The sequence below is a fragment of the Peribacillus frigoritolerans genome (genome assembly GCF_001636405.1).
Lineage (GTDB): Bacteria > Bacillota > Bacilli > Bacillales > DSM-1321 > Peribacillus > Peribacillus frigoritolerans.
Genome location: NZ_KV440950.1, coordinates 629639 through 650124, shown reverse-complemented (window position 1 = coordinate 650124; position 20486 = coordinate 629639). Strand labels below are relative to the sequence as shown.

The window sequence follows — 20486 nt, the reverse complement described above, 5'->3', positions numbered from 1 at the left end:
AACATCATGATTTCCTCCTCCTCTAAGACTTAGACCAATCTTAAAGGATGAAACCAATACCATAACAAGACCCTATTTGTAGAAATCTTCAGCAGTCCCCACTGTTCCCTTGCCCTGAAATGGGTTTCATACTGTACAATATAAAAAAAGAAAAACGGTGATATCATGACAAATATTAAAGAAATAGCTCAATGTGCTGGTGTATCTGTCTCAACAGTGTCTCGTGTATTGAATGATCATCCTTATGTAAGCCCCGATAAAAGAAAGAGCGTCCTAGAAGCGATCAATCGTTTGAATTATACGAGAAACATCAACGCCATCCATCTTTCAAAAGGGAAAACCAACCTTATCGGCGTCATCATCCCCTTCAACAATCACCCATATTACGGGGCAATCGTTAACGGAATCACAAAACAGGCAAATGCAATTGGCTGTCATATCGTCATCTTTCAAACAAATTATGACAGGGAGAAAGAGATCCAGGCTTTTAATATGCTGCAAATGAAGCAGCTCGATGGCATTATCGTTTGTTCAAGGATTTCGGAAATGAAAATCCTCTTGGATTATCAAAAATACGGACCGATTATTTTATGTGAAGATACCGCCCAGGCTGAATTCTCATCCATCAGCATTGATCATTATGCAGCTTTCTCCTGTGCCCTTGAGTACGTGATTGCTAAAGGATATAAGAAAATCGGATACAGCCTCGGCCGTAAAAAGAGCAGAAACAGTTCCCATCGTACAAAGGCCTTTAACGATATCATGAGTAAACACCAACTGATAAACAATAAAGAATGGCTGTTTGAAGGCAGTTATCACATTAAGGACGGTGAACAATTGTTTCAGGAATGGAATTCGATGATGGATAAACCTGAAGCCATCATCATAACGAATGATGACACGGCGGCGGGCTTCATTCTTACCGCTAAGAAATCGGGCATAAGGGTGCCGGAAGATGTGGCCATTCTCGGCTTCAATAATGATAGCCTTGGCGAAATGCTCGACATCACGACCATTTCCTTACCGCTGGAATGGATCGGGAAAATGGCAGTGGATCTCTTTGAGAATCCTGAAGAGGTCAAACATGTAAAACTGGACTATGCCCTAATAAAAAGGAAAACCGTTTAGTTATCAGGATTTGCTATATTTTAGTATATCGTCACTTGATTCTCCCTTACTGCCATCATTCATTAACTAGGGAAAAATAACCATGTGAAATAATCATTGCGATATCCCAGAAGTTATTTTATAATTTTGATATAGTAAAGTTTACTCAATTACTAGCAATCTATTAGCGATTGCATGAATTTCATGAGTAAAATCGTCAGACGTCACCTACAAACTGACGCCAACGATTTTAGAAAATTGAATACTTCCTCATTTACCGATGAGTTAGAGGCTGCAGCTTATAAAAGTAAAACGGACGAGATTCTGGAAAATTAAAGACTCCGTTTGAAAGGATAAGTTGCCGAAGTTAGGGTATATTCCATGTATATTCTTGCTGGCGGTGTAACCGAATAGGAACACCACTGTCACGTTTTTTCAAAAAAGCGTGGGGAGCTATCTTCGGAAGGATAAACGGGTTTATTATAAACAGCCGTCGATCTTTTTCGACTGCTGTTTTTTTATTTTTCGTTCCCTTCCAATAAAAAGGAGTGTAACATCAATTGTCAAATTCACAATCACCAACAAGCCCTACTGAACTGAAAAGGAGCCTGAAAGCGCGTCATTTAATGATGATTTCATTAGGTGGAACGATTGGAACAGGTTTATTTTTAGCAAGTGGCGGTGCCATTCATTCAGCCGGTCCCGGCGGTGCCTTGGTGGCCTACGCGGTCATCGGTATCATGGTTTATTACTTAATGACAAGTCTTGCAGAAATGGCAGCGTTCATGCCAGTGGCCGGTTCGTTCCGTGTCTATGCATCCAAATTCGTCGATCCGTCCTTCGGTTTTGCGATTGGTTGGAACTACTGGTATAACTGGGCAATCACCATTGCCGCCGAATTGGCAGCCGTTGTCTTAATTATGAAGTTCTGGTTCCCGGATAGCCCTTCATTTATCTGGAGTGCCATTGCGTTAATCACTATGTTTCTTATCAATTACATGTCCGTTAAAGGTTTCGGGGAAACAGAATTCTGGTTTGCCATGATCAAGGTCGTGACAGTCGTCATTTTCTTGATTACGGGTGTTCTGATCATTCTCGGAATCATGGGTGGGAATGACCCAATCGGTTTTTCCAATTTCACAATGGGCGAAGGTCCCTTTAACGGAGGGTTCTTCACGATTCTAGGTGTATTCATGGCTGCCGGCTTTTCATTCCAAGGTACGGAATTGCTTGGAGTGACTGCTGGTGAAAGTGAAGATCCAGAAAAAAATATCCCAAAAGCGATCAGATCCGTTTTCTGGCGCATCCTCTTGTTCTATATCCTTGCAATTTTCGTTATTGGAATGATCATTCCGTTTACGGATTCACGTTTATTGAGTCAAGATGTTGCCGTAAGTCCATTCACGCTTGTATTTGAACGGGCCGGCCTTGCATTTGCTGCATCCATCATGAACGCGATCATTTTATCATCCGTACTCTCTGCCGGTAACTCTGGCATGTACGCTTCAACCCGTATGTTATGGGACTTGGCACGTGATGGGAAAGCACCGAAATTCCTAGGCAAGTTAGATAAAAGAGGAGTGCCCGTGAATGCACTTATCGTGACTTCTTTAGTTGGCTGCGTTGCATTCTTAGCTTCATTTTTCGGGGATGGCGTCGTTTATATCTGGTTATTGAACGCTTCAGGCATGGCAGGATTCGTCACCTGGGTAGGGATTGCGATTGCCCATTATCGGTTCCGCAAAGCTTATGCCGCTCAAGGCCTTGATATGAATGCTTTACCATTCCGGGCAAAAGGCTTCCCATTCGGACCTATATTCGCACTTGTCCTTTGTATTATCATTATCATCGGACAAGGCTATCAGGCTTTCAGCAGCGATGGGATCGACTGGAATTCAATGTTCGTTTCCTACATTGGCTTGATTCTATTTTTCGTCCTATGGTTCGGCTATAAAATTAAGCATAAAACGAAAATCATTCCGCTTGAGGAATGTGACCTTAAATCAAAATAATACGCAAAGGACCTGTTCTTCCCTAACCGGAGAAGAACAGGTCCTTTTTTCATTTCAAATGATAAACACGGCATTCATATGGTTGCAGGGGTTTACTGGAGATTCCTTCTTCCTCCTGATCATAATTGCCGATCATCTTTGTGGCAGAATATGCATGCAGCTCTTCAGGCAAAGTATAAGAGGCCTGCTCTTCTTTAAAGTTGCACAGCACCAACAGCTTTTCTTCCTCAAACGATCTCGTGTAGGCAAATATTCGTTCATCATCCGGCAACAGCAGTCCAAAACGGCCATAAACGACGATATCATGTTCCTTGCGCAGTTGGATAAGCTTTTTATAAAAATGAAAAATGGAATTCGGATCATTGTAAGCCTTTTCTGCATTAATCTCGGGAAAATTGGGATTAACCTTAATCCAAGGGGTCCCTTTCGTGAATCCTGCGTTCCGGGAGTCATTCCACTGAATCGGTGTCCTCGCATTATCCCGGCTGCGGGCGTGGATGGCTGACATCATCCGCTCTTTTGACCAGCCATGAGAATGGACGAGTTCGTCATATGAATTCAATGTTTCGATATCCCGGTATTCATCGATGCTTTCAAATGCAACATTGGTCATTCCCAGCTCTTCCCCTTGATATATATAAGGTGTACCTTGCAGCATATGAAGACAAGCGGCAAGCATCTTTGCGCTTTCAATACGATACTTTCCATCATTACCAAACCTTGAGACAACCCGGGGCTGATCATGGTTGTTCCAGTATAAACTGTTCCAGCCATCCCCCTCCAAACCAGTCTGCCACTTAGAGAGGATTCGCTTTAAATCGGTTAGCTTCCATTTATCGTTACTCCATTTCCCTTCTGGTCCCCTCCCCAAATCCATATGTTCGAATTGAAAGACCATATGTAGCTCACCACGATCTTTACCTGTAAACAATTGCGCTTCCTCCGGCGTGACGCCTGGCATTTCCCCAACCGTAATCACGTCATGTCCAGAAAGTGCCCGTTGATTGATTTCCTGCAGAAACTCGTGTATGCGCGGTCCATTCAGGAAAAAGGGGCTTCCATCACCATACTGCTTCTCATGATGAACGGCTCCATCTGAATAGCTTTGATCTTTTGAAAGGAAGTTGATGACATCCATCCGGAAGCCATCGACACCCTTATCCAGCCACCAAGTCATGATACTGTAAACTTCTTCACGGAGCTTAGGGTTCTCCCAGTTTAAATCCGGTTGTTTCCTGCTGAATAAATGTAAATAATATTCATCGGTTGCTTCATCATATTCCCATGCTGAACCTTTAAAAATCGACTCCCAATTATTTGGCTCTTTCCCATTCCTGCCAGGTTTCCAAATATAGTAATCACGTTTCGGATTGTCTTTTGAGGATCGGGATTCCTCGAACCATGGATGTTCATCTGAAGAATGATTGACCACCAGGTCCATCATGATCTTCATTCCACGTTCATGAACGGCCTTCAACAACCTATCGAAATCGGCCATGGTCCCGAATTCAGTCATGATTGCTTTATAATCACTGATATCGTACCCATTGTCATCATTGGGAGATTGATAAACTGGGGATAGCCATATCACGTTCACACCCAGCTCTTGTAAATAATCTAGCTTCATCAAAATCCCGTTTATATCACCAATACCATCGCCATCACTATCCATAAAACTCCTTGGATACACTTGATACACAACTGCCTCTTTCCACCATGCTTTGTCCATGCTTTTCCCCCTTTTTTACCGCATTGACACAATCCTTACACCAATACCCTATTATAAAGGGGGAAACTCCAGAATATTCTACTTTTATTCAGCTATTCCCGTTTGAATCATTTCAATATCCAGATCGACCTCGATTGGAATATCGGGATATGCCTCCTCCCAATGTTTTTGATCAAAATTTCTTGTTTTACTTTTAGCATGATCACCGAGTGCAAGCGGATCTATATGGTTCTCCTGAAACATGGTTACCATCTCATTTAATTTTTTGCCAATGACCTGCTCGGCCCTGGCCTCTATTTTATTCAGGTCGACCGCTTTGCCCAAGTCGTAGCCTTGGACCTCTAGCAGACTCGCTTTCATTTTCACTTCAATCCTGACCTTTGGGTCTTGATTGGCATTCGAAATATGATAATGGACACGTGACTCCACGTTATTGATATCGGTAAAGTCATTTTCCTTCCATTTAATTTCATAACTCCCCAGCTTAAAATTTTCACTAAGGACCTTATATAAAAAGCCGTCTTCATAAGGTATATATTTCCCAATATAACGATCCGTTTTAAACAAGGCGATCCCCCTTACCCGTATTTGGTCTCCTGTTGTTTCCAATAAGGGCAAGACCGGATCGATCCCTTTACCATGACACGCATATAAATACCTGTGAAGATCTACATCAGGCAAATTGGTCCTTATATTCTGTTCGATCAGCTCCTTCACTTGAACCCCTGGAGTTTTAATCAACTTCGGCTCCATTTTAACTACATCCTCCGCTTTGCCATGAACGACCGCTAAATACAAATCCCTTCCCACCATTGGGTCACGCCTATATGTATCGACATAATCATTCAACCCCTTACTTGCCAATTCTTCACCATATAGAGTGACTGTCAGTCTCCCGCCGACAATCGGGTATGGTGTTTTTGCATTTTCCTGCTGACGGGCCGCCTTTATATCATGGGAGTCCGCTTCATATACTTCTTTACCCAGATCTGCTTCCTCCCCAGGCTGAGGAACGCTGACAACGACCGTTCCTTTGATTTTCTTGTCTCCGGCATCATCATAACCAACGACTTCAGCAATTAATATATCTTCTAATATTTGCTTTTCCACGCCGCACGCCGTCATCAAAAAGCTTGCTAATGTTATCAAGAGAAGTTTGATTTTCATGATTTATGCCCCCTGAATTTATAGACGATCGACTGCCATATGAATAAGAGAGGAAGATACAAATAAACGATATAAAAACCAATTTGCGAACTGATCGTGTTAAACTTATCGATCCTATAGCGGTTATCCAAAAAAATGCAGGAAACCAAAATGATGATCAGAATGAGAACCAACATCTTTTTTTGTCTATATCCGAATACTCTTTTCGCTGTCCTGCTTGCTGCCCAAACCCCTAGGCAAACATTCGGCAGCACCATGAACAGCCAAACGGAAATCCCTATGTATTCGAACCTTTCAATGAATGGAAGGTCTACAATTTTCCATAACGTCAAAGTTGCCCAAATTACATCTTTCAGCTGATCTTGATGATAGTAGGCTAATGAAACAAGTATGGATACTACATAGATCACCATAGTGAACAACGCCCCTAAGTGGGCCCACTTTTGAGATTTTTCACGATTTTTAATGAAAGGATAATAAATGAGGATTAATTCAAAACCAAGGTAATTCAGGGTCATCTTCTTACAGGCCTTCATGATTTCCAAAAAGGAATGATCAAGAAAAGGACCCAAATTTTCAAAGTGGGCGTACTTCAAAGGGAAATAATTCAAAAGGAATAATGGCGATCCAATCATAAGGCCGATTATGCAAAAACCGGTAATGACCCTGAAACCGCCCTCCACAAAGCGATATACGAGAATTAGAATGATGGTTATCAGCATCAGGACATTGACACCTGGGAACATCCAAACCTGAATGACTTCTAAATAAGTCCTGATAAGAATGATGGAAATCATGATAAAGTAGAGGATGAATAATATATTGAAAGCATTTCCGACCCATTTACCAAACAAATCCTTGTGGATGGCAACCAAATCAAGTGTTTGGGGGCCCCTGCCCAAAAGCTTGAAACACATCCAAAGCAGAACATTTATGATCAACCCTGATATCAGGACCGATATCCATGCGTCTTGGCCAGACTCTTTCGCTATTATCCGTTCAAACCCCAATATCCCTACTCCAATCTGCATGCCGGGCATGAGGAAAAAAACAAAAAATGGAGATATTTGTTTTGTTTCATTTGGTTTGACTTCCATTCCTTCTCACCGCTTTCTACTTCCTTATTCATCGATATCATTACGGGTGTTTCGTTTTTCCGCCTCTTTCCTTATCCTTAGTGGATTTTCCGTCCGCAGAAACTGCGGGCGTTTTTTCTGCTTTGAAAAAGGGAGGCGAATCAGACTATCTTTAAAGTCATGAATTCTTAACGGGTAAAGCGGGTCTAAATAAGGACTGCCAAGCGAAGTCAATTTCAATAAATGACTTAAAATGAATGCACTGCATAAAGCTATTCCAAACAGCCCGTATAACTGGGCAGCAATTAGAAAGGGAAAGCGGATAAGGCGAATCGTATTGCTGATTTGGTAAATCGGCACCGTAAATGAAGCCAAGGCAGCCAAAGCGACAAGCATCAACAAGACATTACTGACAAATCCCGCTTCCACAGCGGCTGAACCGATAACTATACCGCCAACAATGCCGATGGTAGAGCCAACTTTGGCAGGCAGCCTGACCGCCGCTTCCCTCAGCAATTCGATCGTCCCTTCCAGCACGATCGCTTCCAAGATCGGCGGAAAAGGGATCACTCCCCTGGATGATATTAAGATTGGCAGCAAATCCGTTGGGATCACTTGATAATGATAGGTTAAAACGGCCACATACAGAGGTGATGACAAAACGGAAAACAGCACGGCGAAAAGCCGAATCAAACGGAATGAAGTACCGAGATTCCAAATTTGAAAATAATCTTCAAATGACGAGAAGAATGAAATGATGGTATTGGGACCAACCAATGCATGAGGAGATCCATCCAGCATGATCCCTATTTTCCCTTCCGATAATACACTGGCCAGATGATCAGGCCGCTCCGTATCAATCAATTGCGGGAACATCGAATTCCGATTATCCGTGATCATCTGGCTTACGAACGAAATATCGACGATCGTATCATATTCTATATCTTCTATTCTCTGTATGACCGTCTTGATGATCTGTTGATTTACCACCCCATCTATGTAGAGTACCGCTATCCTTGTTTGCGAGATGCTCCCGACCCTAAATTCCTTGGACTGCAATTCAGGAGTGGGCAATCGGTTACGGATCAGATTCAAATTCGAATCAAGCGATTCAACAAACGCCTCCTTGGATCCAACGACCGTATACTCCGACTCAGGTGTTGAAATTTGCCTTTTCACACTGTGAACACACGGAATGAGCAAACACATTTCATCGTCTTGTTTGTATTGAATCATGATCGATCCTTCCAAAACCAATCTTTGAATGTCTTTTAAATCAGCCGTCAATTTCATATCTTCCATCGGAATATCGCCTTTTAGTTGCTTAAGGACCTTCTTTGGTTGATTCGACATGACCGCCAATACTTGTTCGTGGAGCTGTTGTACACTGACCAGTGAATTGAAGTAGGAGATGATATAGCCATCATCATTCGGGAATTGGAAGGTAAGAAAATCATCAGATGTTTTAAACTTTTTAAGGAGTTCCTGGAAATCCTTGGAAGTAACCTGAAAGGATGCTGAATCCATTTCCCTCTTGCCCTTAAAAAACCTCACCATCCCACCCCCAATACAAAGTTTTTCGTTCATTCGATTATTGTAACCACCCTATTTAAAGTTAGTCATGTTCCACAGATATCTTTAAAATAGGAAAAGACCTATCCGGAATCCACCGGATAAGTCTTTACTTCTTAATTTCCAATTATCTTGGACTTGGAAAGATCCGTGTTACAAGTTCACGGAACTCTTCAGCAAATCCTTCAACGGGTTTTCCATTCTCGATATCATTCGCATACCCATCCATTCTTTGAACAAAGTCCGGATTTGCCGACACATAAACTTGGTCTACAGATGGATCTGCTCCCCTTACTGCATCAGCAACCCTTTCTTTAAGGTCATTCGAGATATCCTTTTCCCCGCCGTCTTTTAATACTGCGCCTACATAGGCATTATTTTCAGTCACGATGACATTTGCGTTACTTACTTCCTTCAAAGCTTCGACTCGATTTGAGATATCCTCGGAGACCCTCATACCGTTTACGCCATTATCATTATTATCATTATTATCATTATTGACATTATTAACATTTTGCCTTGTGTCGCCTACATTCATCGGATTATCCAAATTATCCTGATGAGTACGATTCAGGCCAAGATTATCACTGGCGTCTTCGTTATCATTCGTTGCACAACCTGTAATCACTAAAGCCATCATTGCACTTGATACTATCGCTTTATAGTTCATATTCTTCACTCCTCAAATATCATTTAACATTACTATTTGCGAGGAGTGGGCAGATTATTCAGAAGAGGTGACCTTCAAGCCGATAATTCCAACCAAAATAAAACCGGCGAATACCAATCGCATCGCATCCTTAGGCTCGTTAAAAACGATGATGCCTACCAGAACAGCCCCAAGAGCCCCTATTCCCGTCCAGATTGCATACGCTGTTCCCATAGGCAGAGTTTTTATCGCCGATGACAAAAAATAAAAACTAATAACCATGCCAGCAATCGTTATGATAGAAGGTAATAATTTCGTAAAACCCTCGGTATACTTTAGACTTGTCGCCCATACCACTTCAAATATTCCTGCAATCACCAATTGAATCCAAGCCATCTTTTTCCCCTCCAATTACAGAAAAAGCCCGGGAGGTCATCTTTCATAACCTCCCGGGCTTTTTTCCCTCCGTGTACGCAGATTCCTGCGCGTTTCTCTTGGACCATTCCGGTAACATTCAACCGAGGAACCCTAGAAACATAGTATTTCCATACTATATCATGTACATTTCAGATCGGTCAAACACTTATGCATCGCTTCTGTTTCTAAGCTTCCACTTGTCACCTTTTATTGAAAACCAAATATGCTTAAAGGGTTCAGGTATTTCTTTAGCCGCCTCAACCGTATATTGGACAGCCTCTTTTTTATATTCAACATCTTCAGTGATTTCTTGCTGTGTCATGGCGAGTTGGTCCGTTTCCGATTTAATCTGGTCCGTTTTGGCCTGGATGCGTGTAACGGTTTGAGTCACATTTTCAATTGTCGGTTTGGAATCCTTAAATGTTTTAAAAGCAAAAAACGCTAAATAAATAATCGATCCGATAAAGAGGGCAAGACTAATATATACAATGATCACCTAGATTCCTCCTTTTATTTTACCTTTACTATACCCGTAATAATTGAGCAGAAAACGAATCCCCATGTATTTTCTTTTATGCCTGGTCATATTATTGAAAGTAAAAGGAGGAATGAAAATGAATCAAATGCCTCTTCTTAAAGCCTGTTTTAAAGCTGGAATCCACTTCATTAGACATATGACCATACAGCAGGCTGCCACGATTGCAGGAATCATTTTTTTAATCATTCATCCAGAAGTTTTCAGCCCCCTTTGGCTTACATTGGCAACATCCGTCTTGATTCTGCTCCTGCTTTGAAGATTGCAAGTATCCCCTGCACACTGGCTGTGTTATGGATTTCTTCGCTGACACCCCCATCCAGATCAGAAAAAAACCGAGGATATGCACCAGCATTCTACCCTTGCTTCGGAAGAATGTTCCTGTACGGAACAAACTGCCATGGAGGCCCGACCATGAATATTGCTCGGACTGTTCCTATCCAGGATTTCAATCTCTTCATAGCTATGATCTTTAAAGTTTAATCAATCGATTGATTAAAACGGAATTTGCCTTTACCCCCCCTTGTGACAGCTGGGCTTCCCTCCCCTTCAGATATTATTTACACTACATTTACCATACTACGGAAAACTATTAGTTTACAAAACAGTTCAGGAATTTGCCCACCACGGCGATTTCAGATGCAATGGATGGGTTGAGCAATCACCTTAAGTTTTAATCAACCAATCAAGACTGTAGGCAAAAGGGTTCTATCAAAGAGTTAAAACAATTAGAGCGGGTGTGCGAGACTCCTGCGGAAATGCGCGTCCAGAAAAAAGAAGCCGCAGAGGAGGCTACCAGAGGGGGAACGTTCAAATTGTACAAACCGTAAAAAAACTTTAGACAAATTCGATTTTCATCGAGTTTATCAAAAGCCTGAAGCCCCTCTAAATCGGTCTTTTCATTAATTTAATGGTTGTGTGTTCTGACAGGGTGGAAATGCATTTATATCCTGAATCATATAAAAATCGTATTGTTTTAAGGAGAATTGTGCTTGATACATATATTCACAAAAAGCTTTTCACCTGAAGTACCACACAAAACACCTGACGTCCCTTGTTCATTCGTTAATGAAATCCCAACAGGCTGACTTATTAAATAGCAATTTTTTGTTGCCACGGCATATTCATCACTCCTTCATGCACATCCTATTAAAAATGAAAAAATGGGTGCCTTCATTTCTTGAAAATTCGCAGTTCGGTTATGAACCGGTGTAACAGACAAAACAACACTTACCATTTTATCAAGCTGAAAACTATTAGAAAATTACGAAATTTGTGTATAATTAGGCTATATTCATTAACTCTTAAGGAGGAATCATAGTCATGGATAATCTTATTCAACAGTTCAGGAATTTGCCCACCACGGCGATTTCAGATGCAATGGAAGGGTTAAGCAATCTTGATTCGGCAATTAAACCCTTAAAGGAAGAATTTCGTTTGGCCGGACGAGCTTTGACCGTAAAGATTCCCGTCGGTGATAATTCAGCCGTGTTAAAAGCGATCGGTGAAGCCAAGCCTGGGGATATAATTGTCGTTGACAGCAAGGGTGATACATACCGGGCAATAGCAGGAGACTTTGTTGTCGGCATGATGCAGACCATGGAAATAGGCGGCCTCGTAGTCGATGGGGTCATTCGCGACCTTGAAGCCATTAAAGAATTGAATTTCCCTGTATTCAGCAAAGGGACGACGGTTGCCTCAAGCGGCAAGGCAGGTGTAGGCGAAACCAATGTGCCCATATCATGTGGAGGTGTCACCGTATATCCAGGGGACATCATCATAGGGGACATAGATGGGGTCGTGGCCGTGCCCAAAGATAAGGGTGAAGAAATCCTGGTCAAAGCAAAGGATAAAATCACCAAAGACGAACAGCGTGCTGAAAAATATGCCGGGAAGCCTGATGAAATCAGAAAGTATATTGCCATGATGACCAATAAAGGATGACACATAAAAAAACAGGCAGGAAGCGATGGCTTCCTGCCTGTTTTTCATTAGCCTTATTTATCGGTCTTTTCTTCCTTAGAACCTTCTTCATCATATGTGTAATCATAATCAGCAGGATCAATCGGTTTAAAGCCGTTTGGAGTATAGAAACGGAGTAAGTCGCCGTTCACTACTTGGTCGGATAAATTGAGCATCGTTTCAGCTCTCGTTTTATAATTGAGGATGGCATCATTTTCCTCGACCAATTCTCCCGTTTTAGTATCGTAGTATTTCCCTTTAATGGAAGTGACATCCGGTGTTACAAAATCACCATTCCTGAAAGGTACCACTTCATTATGATCTTTTGACAATAAATCGGAACCGAATTGTACATAATCTTTAGATTCAATTCCTAACAGATGCAATAAAGTCGGGAGAAGGTCAATCTGTCCTCCGTATTGGTGCATTTCCCCGCCTTCAACACCTGGAACATGGATCAATAATGGTACACGTTGCAATTGGGCATTCTCAAATGCGCCAACATCCTCGCCAAGAACTTTTGACATGGCTTCTTTATGGTTTTCGGAAATACCATAATGATCACCATACATAACGATTACCGAGTTATCATATAGACCGGATTCCTTCAGATAATCGAAAAACTCTTTAAGCGCCTCATCGGCATAGCGTGCAGTTTGGAAGTAACTATCAACGGAAGCATCACCTGTCGTATGCTTGCCGATTGTTGCTTTTTCCTGGTCCATCGCATATGGGAAATGATGGGATACCGTTATGAATTTTGTATAGAAAGGCTGTTTAAGCGTTTCTAACATTGGAATCGATTCCTTAAAGAACGGCTTATCCATTAATCCATAACTTAGTACTTCCTCTTTATTTTCCATATTATAATGGTTTGCATCGAAGAACTGATTAAAACCTAGAGACTTATACATATTATCCCGGTTCCAGAAAGATTTGTAATTACCATGGAACACAGCGGATGTGTATCCTTGTTGTCCTAAAATAGCTGGTGCTGCTTGATACGTATTTTGGGAACGGTTTGTGAATGCTGCTCCCTGTGGTAAGCCGAACAGGGAATTTTCAAGCATGAATTCGGCATCCGCCGTTTTCCCTTGGCCTACTTGATGGAAGAAATTGTCAAAGTGCATGAAATCTGATTTATCATGTGCAAGTGAGTTCAAAAATGGAGTTACTTCTTCCCCATTCAACTTATAATCGATAAGGAAATTCTGCATCGATTCCAAATGCAGGTAGATGACATTCTTGCCTTTGGCTGCACCAAAATACTTAGGATTCGGCTCAGCGCTTGTTGCCTTCGTATAGTTGACGACTTCGGCGATATCCGTGCTGTTTGCAGTCGCACGCTGGGCGTATGTTTTAGTATTCTGAACGGCATCATAAACCGTATAGTTGAACATGCCCAAGTATTTGACGATATAGTTCCGGTCGAATGTTCTTGATAATAATTGCGGGCGATCCTTTTCGGCAAGTCCCAAATTGATGGCGAAAATCGCCAGTCCCGCTAGGTAAACCATTCCAACTGTACGGCGTTTGACTTTGAAGTCTTCCGCTTTAAAGTCTTTGAATCTGTACAACACGATCAAAAGTATCGTATCAAGGAAATAAAATACATCATGGCCTTTAAATAATTCTAAAATACTCGGTCCCAAATCCCCGGCATTTTGCACTTGCGTCAAGGTTGGCAATGTAATGAAATCGGTAAATGACCGGTAATATACAATATTGAAGAATAACCATAAGGACATCAATAGGTTCAACCTGATGATCCATTTAAACGATTTTTTGCCTCTAGCCAATAGTGCCAAGCCAAAGAATAAAATGGCTGAACTGATCGGATTTATGAACAGTAAGAACTGTTGCAGGCCATTTTCAAGACCTAAGTTAAATTCAATTCGATATCCAATATAAGTTTTTATCCAAAACAAGACTACCGCAATAAAGAAAAAGCCTAGTATGTTATCTGCAAATAAATGCCGGCTTTTTTTAAGAAAATTATTCATGCTTTCACCTCTATTAATCTAGTGGTTTATTTATATAAATTTTTACAAACTTACAAAAGACGGAAAATCGGAAACCTTATAATAGCATTCTTTCACTTGGATAGTCAAGATTGTGAAAACCACCTTTTGTCACATCCATAACTCTTATCCAGAACACTTCTTTAGCTTATGAACAAGCCTTTGAAAAAATAACAGAGTTTCGCCCGTCTCGAATGTTCAGCGTACCTATAACAAATATATAGGAACTACACGCCTTAATCCAATAAATATTACCGTAATTTTTTGGTGTGACTGCGGATGGCAGTAACTAAATATTTTAACGTCCTTCAGGCTTTTACCATTATAAACGACTCTTTATAAAAAAACCAGCACATTACAAAATATGTAAAGATATAAACCTTCAATTATTGAAAGCTATGCTTATATCCCAGGATTTTTTTCCCGATAATTCGACAGTTTAAAATTAATTGCCGGATACATGGATGCTTTTCTCATCCGCACTTTTGATACCCCGTGCCTGTAAAAGTTTAACCTTTTAATTATAAGCGTCCAGCCACTCTTAAATCCCATAAAATAACAAATGGATTGCACGAAGTATCGACATCATTCCCCTCCGGCTTTTTTATTCAGCTTTTTCAAATAATTTTTCCTGAAAAATATTAATCCACCGATTTCCCCCCAATAATTTGAAGTGGAGATCATATTATTTTCATCATCCATAATAGAATGAAATTTGCCAATTTTACATAAATTTCGATTTCAAATCCCTCCTGGTACCGGAAAGGATGCAAAAAGACAGTATAATAGGAAGAAACTGAATTTTTCTTTTTGGCTGAAGGGTCAAATTCTGACGATTGCAGCCCATATAAGCCATCGCGACGGCAACAGGCGGAATATAGACCTTGTCCTTTCCCATTCCCCCTTAATTCGGTTGTGGGCGCCTTATTATATGCTTACCTGTGTTTTGCAGGAATTCTTTTCTTCCCCTTTGTTAGTATATTTGTTTCATCCAGCTTTATTATAAAAAATAAAAAATCCTGCCCCTCGATCGAGGACAGGATTATCTTAAATCATATTTACATTACTTAATGCCTTCTGAAACTTCTTTAACCATAGCGTCAACAGATTCTAAACCGCCGCCTGATAAGTACCAGTAGTTAGGGTCTAGATAAATGATGTTACCTTCTTTAAATGCCTTTGTATTTTTTACAATGTCATTTTCAATCGTTTCTTTTGCTGCAGCTCCATCACCGGCAACCGCATCTCTATCTACAACGAATAAGTAGTCAGGATTTTTTTCAGCAATGTATTCGAAAGAAATACTTTGACCATGAGTCGAAACTTCCAATTTATCATCCACTGCAGGTACTCCGAATACATCATGGATGATACCAAATCTTGAATCCGGTCCGTAAGCACTTACTTTTCCGCCGCTGGAAAGAACGATTAAACCAGTTTTGTCAGTCGGGGCTTTTTCTTTCAAAGCGTTAATGTTTTCTTCAACACTTGCCAATTCTTTAGCTGCTTCGTCTTTTTTATCGAAGATTTTACCCAAAAGTGTCACGTTTTCTTCAAACGACTCCATATACTTTGTTGTATCCACACCTACAAAAACAGTAGGGGCAATTTTGCTTAATTCTTTATATGCTTCAGATTGACGGCCAGAAATAAGGATTAAGTCTGGAGCAATTTCGTTGATTTTTTCGAAGTCAGGCTCTTTTAATCCACCGGCATTTTCAGTTGTACCTTCATATTTAGAAAGGTATTCCGGAAGTCCATCATGAGGAACAGCTGCTACTTCCACACCTAATTTATCAAGAGTATCAAGAGTACCCATATCGAATACAACGACTTTTTCAGGGTTTGTTTTCACTTTCGTTTCGCCTAGTTGGTGCTTAACCGTAATTTCTTCGCTTTTAGCACTTTCTTTTTTCGTGCTTGATTCTTCTTTTTCTTTATCTGCTCCACAAGCTACAGCCACTACAGCCAGCATTGCAACCAAAAGCAGTAAGGATAATTTCTTGATCATTATTGTCACCTCGAAAAAATTTTTTTATTTAAAATTACATATTGAATCCTCACCATCACAGAGTTCACCTTCATCACTTTTCCTGCCAGATGAACGGGAGGCGGCTAAAGTCTTGGGCGCCCGCCAACTCTTAACTGCCTAAGAAGCGTACGGGGTGACTTCTGGACGGCTATGAATACTGAAGTAATTTAAAACCAATTTTGGAATTGCCTTATGTGAAGTACACACAGATCTTATTGTCATTGATACTTTGGATTTCAATATCCATATCATAAATTTCCTTTAAAACATTGGAATTGATGACTTGTTCGGTTGGCCCATTATGAACAACCTTGCCATCCTTCAATGCGACGATATAGTCGGAATAACAGGATGCAAAATTAATGTCATGAATGACGATGATGACCGTTTTCCCCAATTCATCGGCCAATCTCCTCAATACCTTCATGATTTGGACGGAATGCTTCATATCAAGATTGTTCAGCGGTTCATCAAGAAGCACATACTCCGTGTTCTGAGCAATGACCATGGCAATGAAGGCCCGCTGTTGCTGCCCGCCGCTAAGCTGGTCAAGAAACTTATCCTGCATGTCAGCAAGTTCCATATATTCAATCGCTTCATCGACGTATTTCCAATCCTCTTTCGTCAGCTTTCCTTGTGAATAAGGAAAACGGCCAAAGGCGACGAGTTCACGAATCGTTAAACGGATATTGATGTGGTTAGCCTGCTTTAAGATGGCAATCTTTTTCGCAAGTTCATTGCTATTGAATTTCCCCATATCCTTACCCTCGATAAGGACTTCTCCTGAATCCCGGGTAATGAGACGGCTGATCATCGAAAGGACGGTACTTTTACCCGCTCCATTGGGACCGATGAAGGATGTGATTTTCCCTTTCATTATTTCAATGGAAACATCCTCGACAACCGTTTTATTATTATATTTTTTGAATAAATTTTTCACTTCTACCATGATTTATTCTCCTTTAATAGAAGATAGATGAAATAGACACCGCCGACAAAGTTGATGATGACACTTAAGGTCGTGGAAAACGTGAAGATCCTCTCTACAATGAATTGGCCGCCGACCAAGGCAATCACACTGATCAGCATTGCACCCGGGAGGATATGTTTATGCTGATAGGACTTAATGAATTGATAAGCCACATTTGCAACAAGCAATCCGAAGAACGTGATCGGACCGATCAAGGCAGTCGAAATGGAAATTAAAATCGTAACGACGATTAAAACCCGCTTCGTGACAAAATCATAATCCACACCCAAGTTTATGGCTTGGTCCCTCCCTAGGGACATGACATCTAAATACTTCAAAAATCTCATGAAATATATCATTGCCGCAATCATGAGGACAATAGTTAAGGTTAACAGGTCCGTGTTGACATTATTGAAGCTGGCGAACATTTTATTTTGAATGATTTGGAATTCATTCGGGTCAATCAATACCTGCATGAATGAAGACATGCTGCCGAATAAGGTTCCGAAGATGATACCGATCAGCAATAGGAAGTAAATATTGCGGTTTTTCTTGAACATGAACTTGAACAGCAGGCTTGCAAAAATGAGCATGGCCGCAAGTGTAATCAGGAAATTGAGATTTTTATTCATGATCATGATATGCGTTGAACCGAAGATGAAAATCACTCCCGTTTGAATCAGCATATACATGGAGTCCAACCCTAAAATGCTTGGCGTCAGGATTTTATTATTCGTGACCGTCTGGAAAATCACTGTTGAAAAAGCAATTGCACAACCTACCACGATGATGGCGACGATCTTTATGACCCTTCTCGGCAGTGCATAATCCCAATTCGGGCCAAGGTCCCAAAAGATATAACCTGCCGTTAAAGCAGCTGCAAGAACAGCCAATACAATGATCCTACTTTTATTATTCATATGCCTTTCTCCTCAGTATCAGATAGATAAATACGGCGCTTCCTATCACACCAACCACGAGTCCGATCGGGATTTCAAATGGATATATAAGGATCCTGCCCAGAATATCGCAGATCAATAGGAAGACTGCCCCTAGCAATGCTGTATGAGAAAGACTCTTTTTCAAATTGTCACCAAGGTAAAGGGATACAATATTCGGTACGATCAATCCTATGAAAGGAATCGTTCCCACCGTTAACAAAACGACAGTGGAGGATAATGCCACGATGATCAATCCAAAGTTGACTATAAGCTTATAATTGAGTCCTAGATTGATAGCAAACTCCTCACCCATCCCTGCCACAGTGAATTTATTGGCAAAGAAGTATGCGAGAATGACTAGCGGGATACTTAGATATATAAGTTCGTACCTTCCCGACATGATCATCGAGAAATCACCATTCATCCATGTGTTGAGGCTTTGAATCAAATCATATTTATAGGCAAAGAAAGTCGAGATCGATCCTACGATATTACCAAACATCAAACCAACCAATGGAATGAAGATCGTATCCTTATATTTCACTTGATCAAGAATTTTCATGAACAAGAATGTACCTGCCAAAGCGAATATGAAAGCGAATGCCATTTTCTCAATAAGTGCTGCCGATGGAAAAATGATAATGGCAAGAAGAAGTCCCAGCCTTGCAGAGTCCATGGTACCGGCAGTCGTCGGGGATACAAATTTATTGCGGCTCAATTGCTGCATGATCAGACCGCTTATACTCATCACAATACCAGCAATGACTATGGTCACCATTCTGGGGAAACGGCTTTGCAGCATGATTTGCACTTTATCATCACTTAGATTCAATAAATCCAGGGGGGTAATATCTTTTACACCAATGAATAATGACGTAAATGATAGAACAATTAACGCCATGACTAAATATCTTATCTTCATCTACATTTCCTACTCTTCCTATCTCACTTTAATACAGCGATAATATTTTTAATTAAATATATTTGAATAAAGACTATCATTAAGTCACCTATTGAAATGGGACTCATTAAATTGCAATAGTTACAAGGATCTTCCATTCGTGATAATGAGATTCATTATCATCCATTCTTATTCTATCATTTCTTGGACATGTGTCAATATATACAAGGGAATTACTTGATATTCTCCCGATAGTCAAATTGTAATGGATTCGGATGAACCAACCATGCATTTCGTTTCAGGAAGTGATAAAATCAAAATAACAAATATTTACTCTTCCAATGAAAGAAGCGATATGATGAAAAACTTGTTATCCAAAGTGTTCTCAAAAAAGGCGAAAATCCAGATTGAATTTTGCCAAAATAATCTTGACCGCTTCCTTAATGAACAAACAATTGCCGATTATGGTAAGTTCTTAGAGAATCCAAGGATTCAATATAAGGAATATGAATGTTTGAGTGAGTGTAAACTTTGTAAGAAAACCCCCTATGCGAAAGTGAACGGCCAGATAATGAGCGGCGAAGATTCACAGGATCTTTTAAATAAGTTATATGATGAATTGAAATGATACGGATTAAGCAAATAGCTTAATCTGTATCATTATGACTTTCCACCTGTAATTATATAGAATACAGGTGATAAACATCTATTAAAAGGATTGCGAATTTTCCCATGGAATCATTAATCTGGTCGTTACTTCCTGTTCACCTACTTCAATTGCTGCAAAAGCGAAGTCAATTCTAATCATACTTCTGCTTTTGTTTAATAATTAACCTATCTCACCAATCCTATGAAATACTCCCCCGTAAGTCTTATAAAATCCACAATCCCATACCTTCAATTTCACCGTATATGTATGCTCCATCGCTATCAGCCTTCCCATTTTTAAACTAGTTCTATATACAAAGGGAAAGTATTGCTATTGGAGGGTCCTACGAGTTAAGCACGGAGGGTTAAGGCGCTTTTCATTCAGTTACTCTCTAGGGAATGAAAAGAATAATTAATTTCGCTTATTAATATGCGTATCAAATTATATTTGCTAAGATAGTGAAATTCCCTAGTGTAATCAATCAACACAGGAGAAGCTGATTCATCAGGAAATCCTTTCTTTAATAGCACACCCGGACCAAACGGAGCCTTGTGAGGAGATTCCGGAATTTTGTTTGTTCCCCTATGTTTAACATTAACTTCTTCCCCCCCTCTAAATTGAAGCCATTCCATCTGAAGGGCTCCATTGTCTTTAAGTAATTTTTTCTTATATATTCTGATTTATTGATTCTTTAATATTTTTGAATTTCAAGCATGCTGACACTTCTTTCAATTGAGATTACTTTT

At 40.4% G+C, this 20486-nt stretch carries 18 protein-coding genes, 1 pseudogene and 2 riboswitches; of the genes and pseudogenes, 5 read left to right on the top strand and 14 right to left on the bottom strand.

Annotated features, from left to right (window positions below):
• The first annotated feature begins 165 nt into the window (after nt 1–165).
• Both A6755_RS03090 and A6755_RS03085 read left to right on the top strand, forming a co-directional pair.
• The gene (locus A6755_RS03090) at nt 166–1128 is read left to right on the top strand and encodes a LacI family DNA-binding transcriptional regulator (protein WP_063589753.1); all 963 of its coding nucleotides are present in this window, start codon (nt 166–168) and stop codon (nt 1126–1128) included.
• A 257-nt stretch (nt 1129–1385) separates the two neighbouring features.
• Nucleotides 1386–1571, top strand: a riboswitch (Lysine riboswitch).
• Nucleotides 1572–1667: 96 nt separating this feature from the next.
• Nucleotides 1668–3119: an amino acid permease gene (locus tag A6755_RS03085; protein ID WP_034310089.1), complete on the top strand. Its 1452-nt coding sequence runs from the start codon at nt 1668–1670 to the stop codon at nt 3117–3119.
• Nucleotides 3120–3168: 49 nt separating this feature from the next.
• Here A6755_RS03085 and A6755_RS03080 read toward each other — a convergent pair whose 3' ends face one another.
• The 7 genes from A6755_RS03080 to A6755_RS03050 form a co-directional block, all read right to left on the bottom strand.
• On the bottom strand, nt 3169–4848 hold the full coding sequence (locus tag A6755_RS03080; protein WP_063589752.1) for a glycoside hydrolase family 13 protein: 1680 nt from the start codon (nt 4846–4848) through the stop codon (nt 3169–3171).
• An 84-nt stretch (nt 4849–4932) separates the two neighbouring features.
• Nucleotides 4933–6015, bottom strand: a complete 1083-nt coding sequence (locus tag A6755_RS03075; protein ID WP_048688163.1) for a Ger(x)C family spore germination protein — start codon at nt 6013–6015, stop codon at nt 4933–4935.
• Nucleotides 6012–7112: a GerAB/ArcD/ProY family transporter gene (locus A6755_RS03070; RefSeq protein ID WP_063589751.1), complete on the bottom strand. Its 1101-nt coding sequence runs from the start codon at nt 7110–7112 to the stop codon at nt 6012–6014. The genes A6755_RS03075 and A6755_RS03070 overlap by 4 nt, the downstream gene beginning before the upstream one ends.
• A gap of 24 nt (nt 7113–7136) precedes the next feature.
• Entirely contained in the window at nt 7137–8648 is a 1512-nt protein-coding gene (locus tag A6755_RS03065; protein WP_084737362.1) for a spore germination protein, read from the bottom strand.
• Between the two features lie 142 nt (nt 8649–8790).
• Nucleotides 8791–9333: a YhcN/YlaJ family sporulation lipoprotein gene (locus A6755_RS03060; protein WP_063589750.1), complete on the bottom strand. Its 543-nt coding sequence runs from the start codon at nt 9331–9333 to the stop codon at nt 8791–8793.
• 54 nt (nt 9334–9387) lie between these two features.
• Nucleotides 9388–9708: a quaternary ammonium compound efflux SMR transporter SugE gene (sugE, locus tag A6755_RS03055; RefSeq protein ID WP_063589749.1), complete on the bottom strand. Its 321-nt coding sequence runs from the start codon at nt 9706–9708 to the stop codon at nt 9388–9390.
• A 48-nt stretch (nt 9709–9756) separates the two neighbouring features.
• Nucleotides 9757–9855: riboswitch (guanidine-I (ykkC/yxkD leader) on the bottom strand.
• A gap of 40 nt (nt 9856–9895) precedes the next feature.
• Nucleotides 9896–10225: a DUF948 domain-containing protein gene (locus A6755_RS03050; protein WP_063589748.1), complete on the bottom strand. Its 330-nt coding sequence runs from the start codon at nt 10223–10225 to the stop codon at nt 9896–9898.
• A 118-nt stretch (nt 10226–10343) separates the two neighbouring features.
• Between A6755_RS03050 and A6755_RS03045 the strand changes: the two genes are divergently transcribed.
• Nucleotides 10344–10523 (top strand): hypothetical protein, encoded by a 180-nt coding sequence (locus A6755_RS03045; RefSeq protein ID WP_034310080.1) that lies wholly within the window; start codon nt 10344–10346, stop codon nt 10521–10523.
• A 643-nt stretch (nt 10524–11166) separates the two neighbouring features.
• Here the strand turns inward: A6755_RS03045 and A6755_RS25805 are convergent.
• Nucleotides 11167–11386: pseudogene (locus A6755_RS25805) on the bottom strand (hypothetical protein).
• A gap of 201 nt (nt 11387–11587) precedes the next feature.
• Here A6755_RS25805 and A6755_RS03040 point away from each other — a divergent pair.
• Complete coding sequence (locus A6755_RS03040) at nt 11588–12208, top strand: RraA family protein (RefSeq protein ID WP_063589747.1); 621 nt, start codon at nt 11588–11590, stop codon at nt 12206–12208.
• Nucleotides 12209–12261: 53 nt separating this feature from the next.
• On the opposite strand, the gene ltaS is transcribed toward A6755_RS03040, so the two are convergent.
• The 5 genes from ltaS to A6755_RS03015 form a co-directional block, all read right to left on the bottom strand.
• The gene (gene ltaS / locus A6755_RS03035) at nt 12262–14229 is read right to left on the bottom strand and encodes a lipoteichoic acid synthase (protein WP_063589746.1); all 1968 of its coding nucleotides are present in this window, start codon (nt 14227–14229) and stop codon (nt 12262–12264) included.
• A 1081-nt stretch (nt 14230–15310) separates the two neighbouring features.
• Nucleotides 15311–16255, bottom strand: a complete 945-nt coding sequence (locus tag A6755_RS03030) for a siderophore ABC transporter substrate-binding protein (RefSeq protein WP_174878776.1) — start codon at nt 16253–16255, stop codon at nt 15311–15313.
• A gap of 214 nt (nt 16256–16469) precedes the next feature.
• Entirely contained in the window at nt 16470–17228 is a 759-nt protein-coding gene (locus A6755_RS03025; RefSeq protein ID WP_034310071.1) for an iron ABC transporter ATP-binding protein, read from the bottom strand.
• Entirely contained in the window at nt 17222–18169 is a 948-nt protein-coding gene (locus tag A6755_RS03020; RefSeq protein WP_063589744.1) for an iron chelate uptake ABC transporter family permease subunit, read from the bottom strand. The genes A6755_RS03025 and A6755_RS03020 overlap by 7 nt, the downstream gene beginning before the upstream one ends.
• Nucleotides 18162–19112, bottom strand: coding sequence for an ABC transporter permease (locus A6755_RS03015; protein WP_048688135.1), 951 nt, complete (start codon nt 19110–19112; stop codon nt 18162–18164). Before A6755_RS03015 ends, A6755_RS03020 begins: the two co-directional genes overlap by 8 nt.
• 265 nt (nt 19113–19377) lie before the next feature.
• On the opposite strand from A6755_RS03015, the gene A6755_RS03010 reads away from it, so the two are divergent.
• Complete coding sequence (locus A6755_RS03010) at nt 19378–19719, top strand: DUF1450 domain-containing protein (protein WP_226990537.1); 342 nt, start codon at nt 19378–19380, stop codon at nt 19717–19719.
• 401 nt (nt 19720–20120) lie between these two features.
• On the opposite strand, the gene A6755_RS03005 is transcribed toward A6755_RS03010, so the two are convergent.
• Nucleotides 20121–20372, bottom strand: coding sequence for a hypothetical protein (locus A6755_RS03005; protein WP_063589743.1), 252 nt, complete (start codon nt 20370–20372; stop codon nt 20121–20123).
• Between the last annotated feature and the right edge of the window lie 114 nt (nt 20373–20486).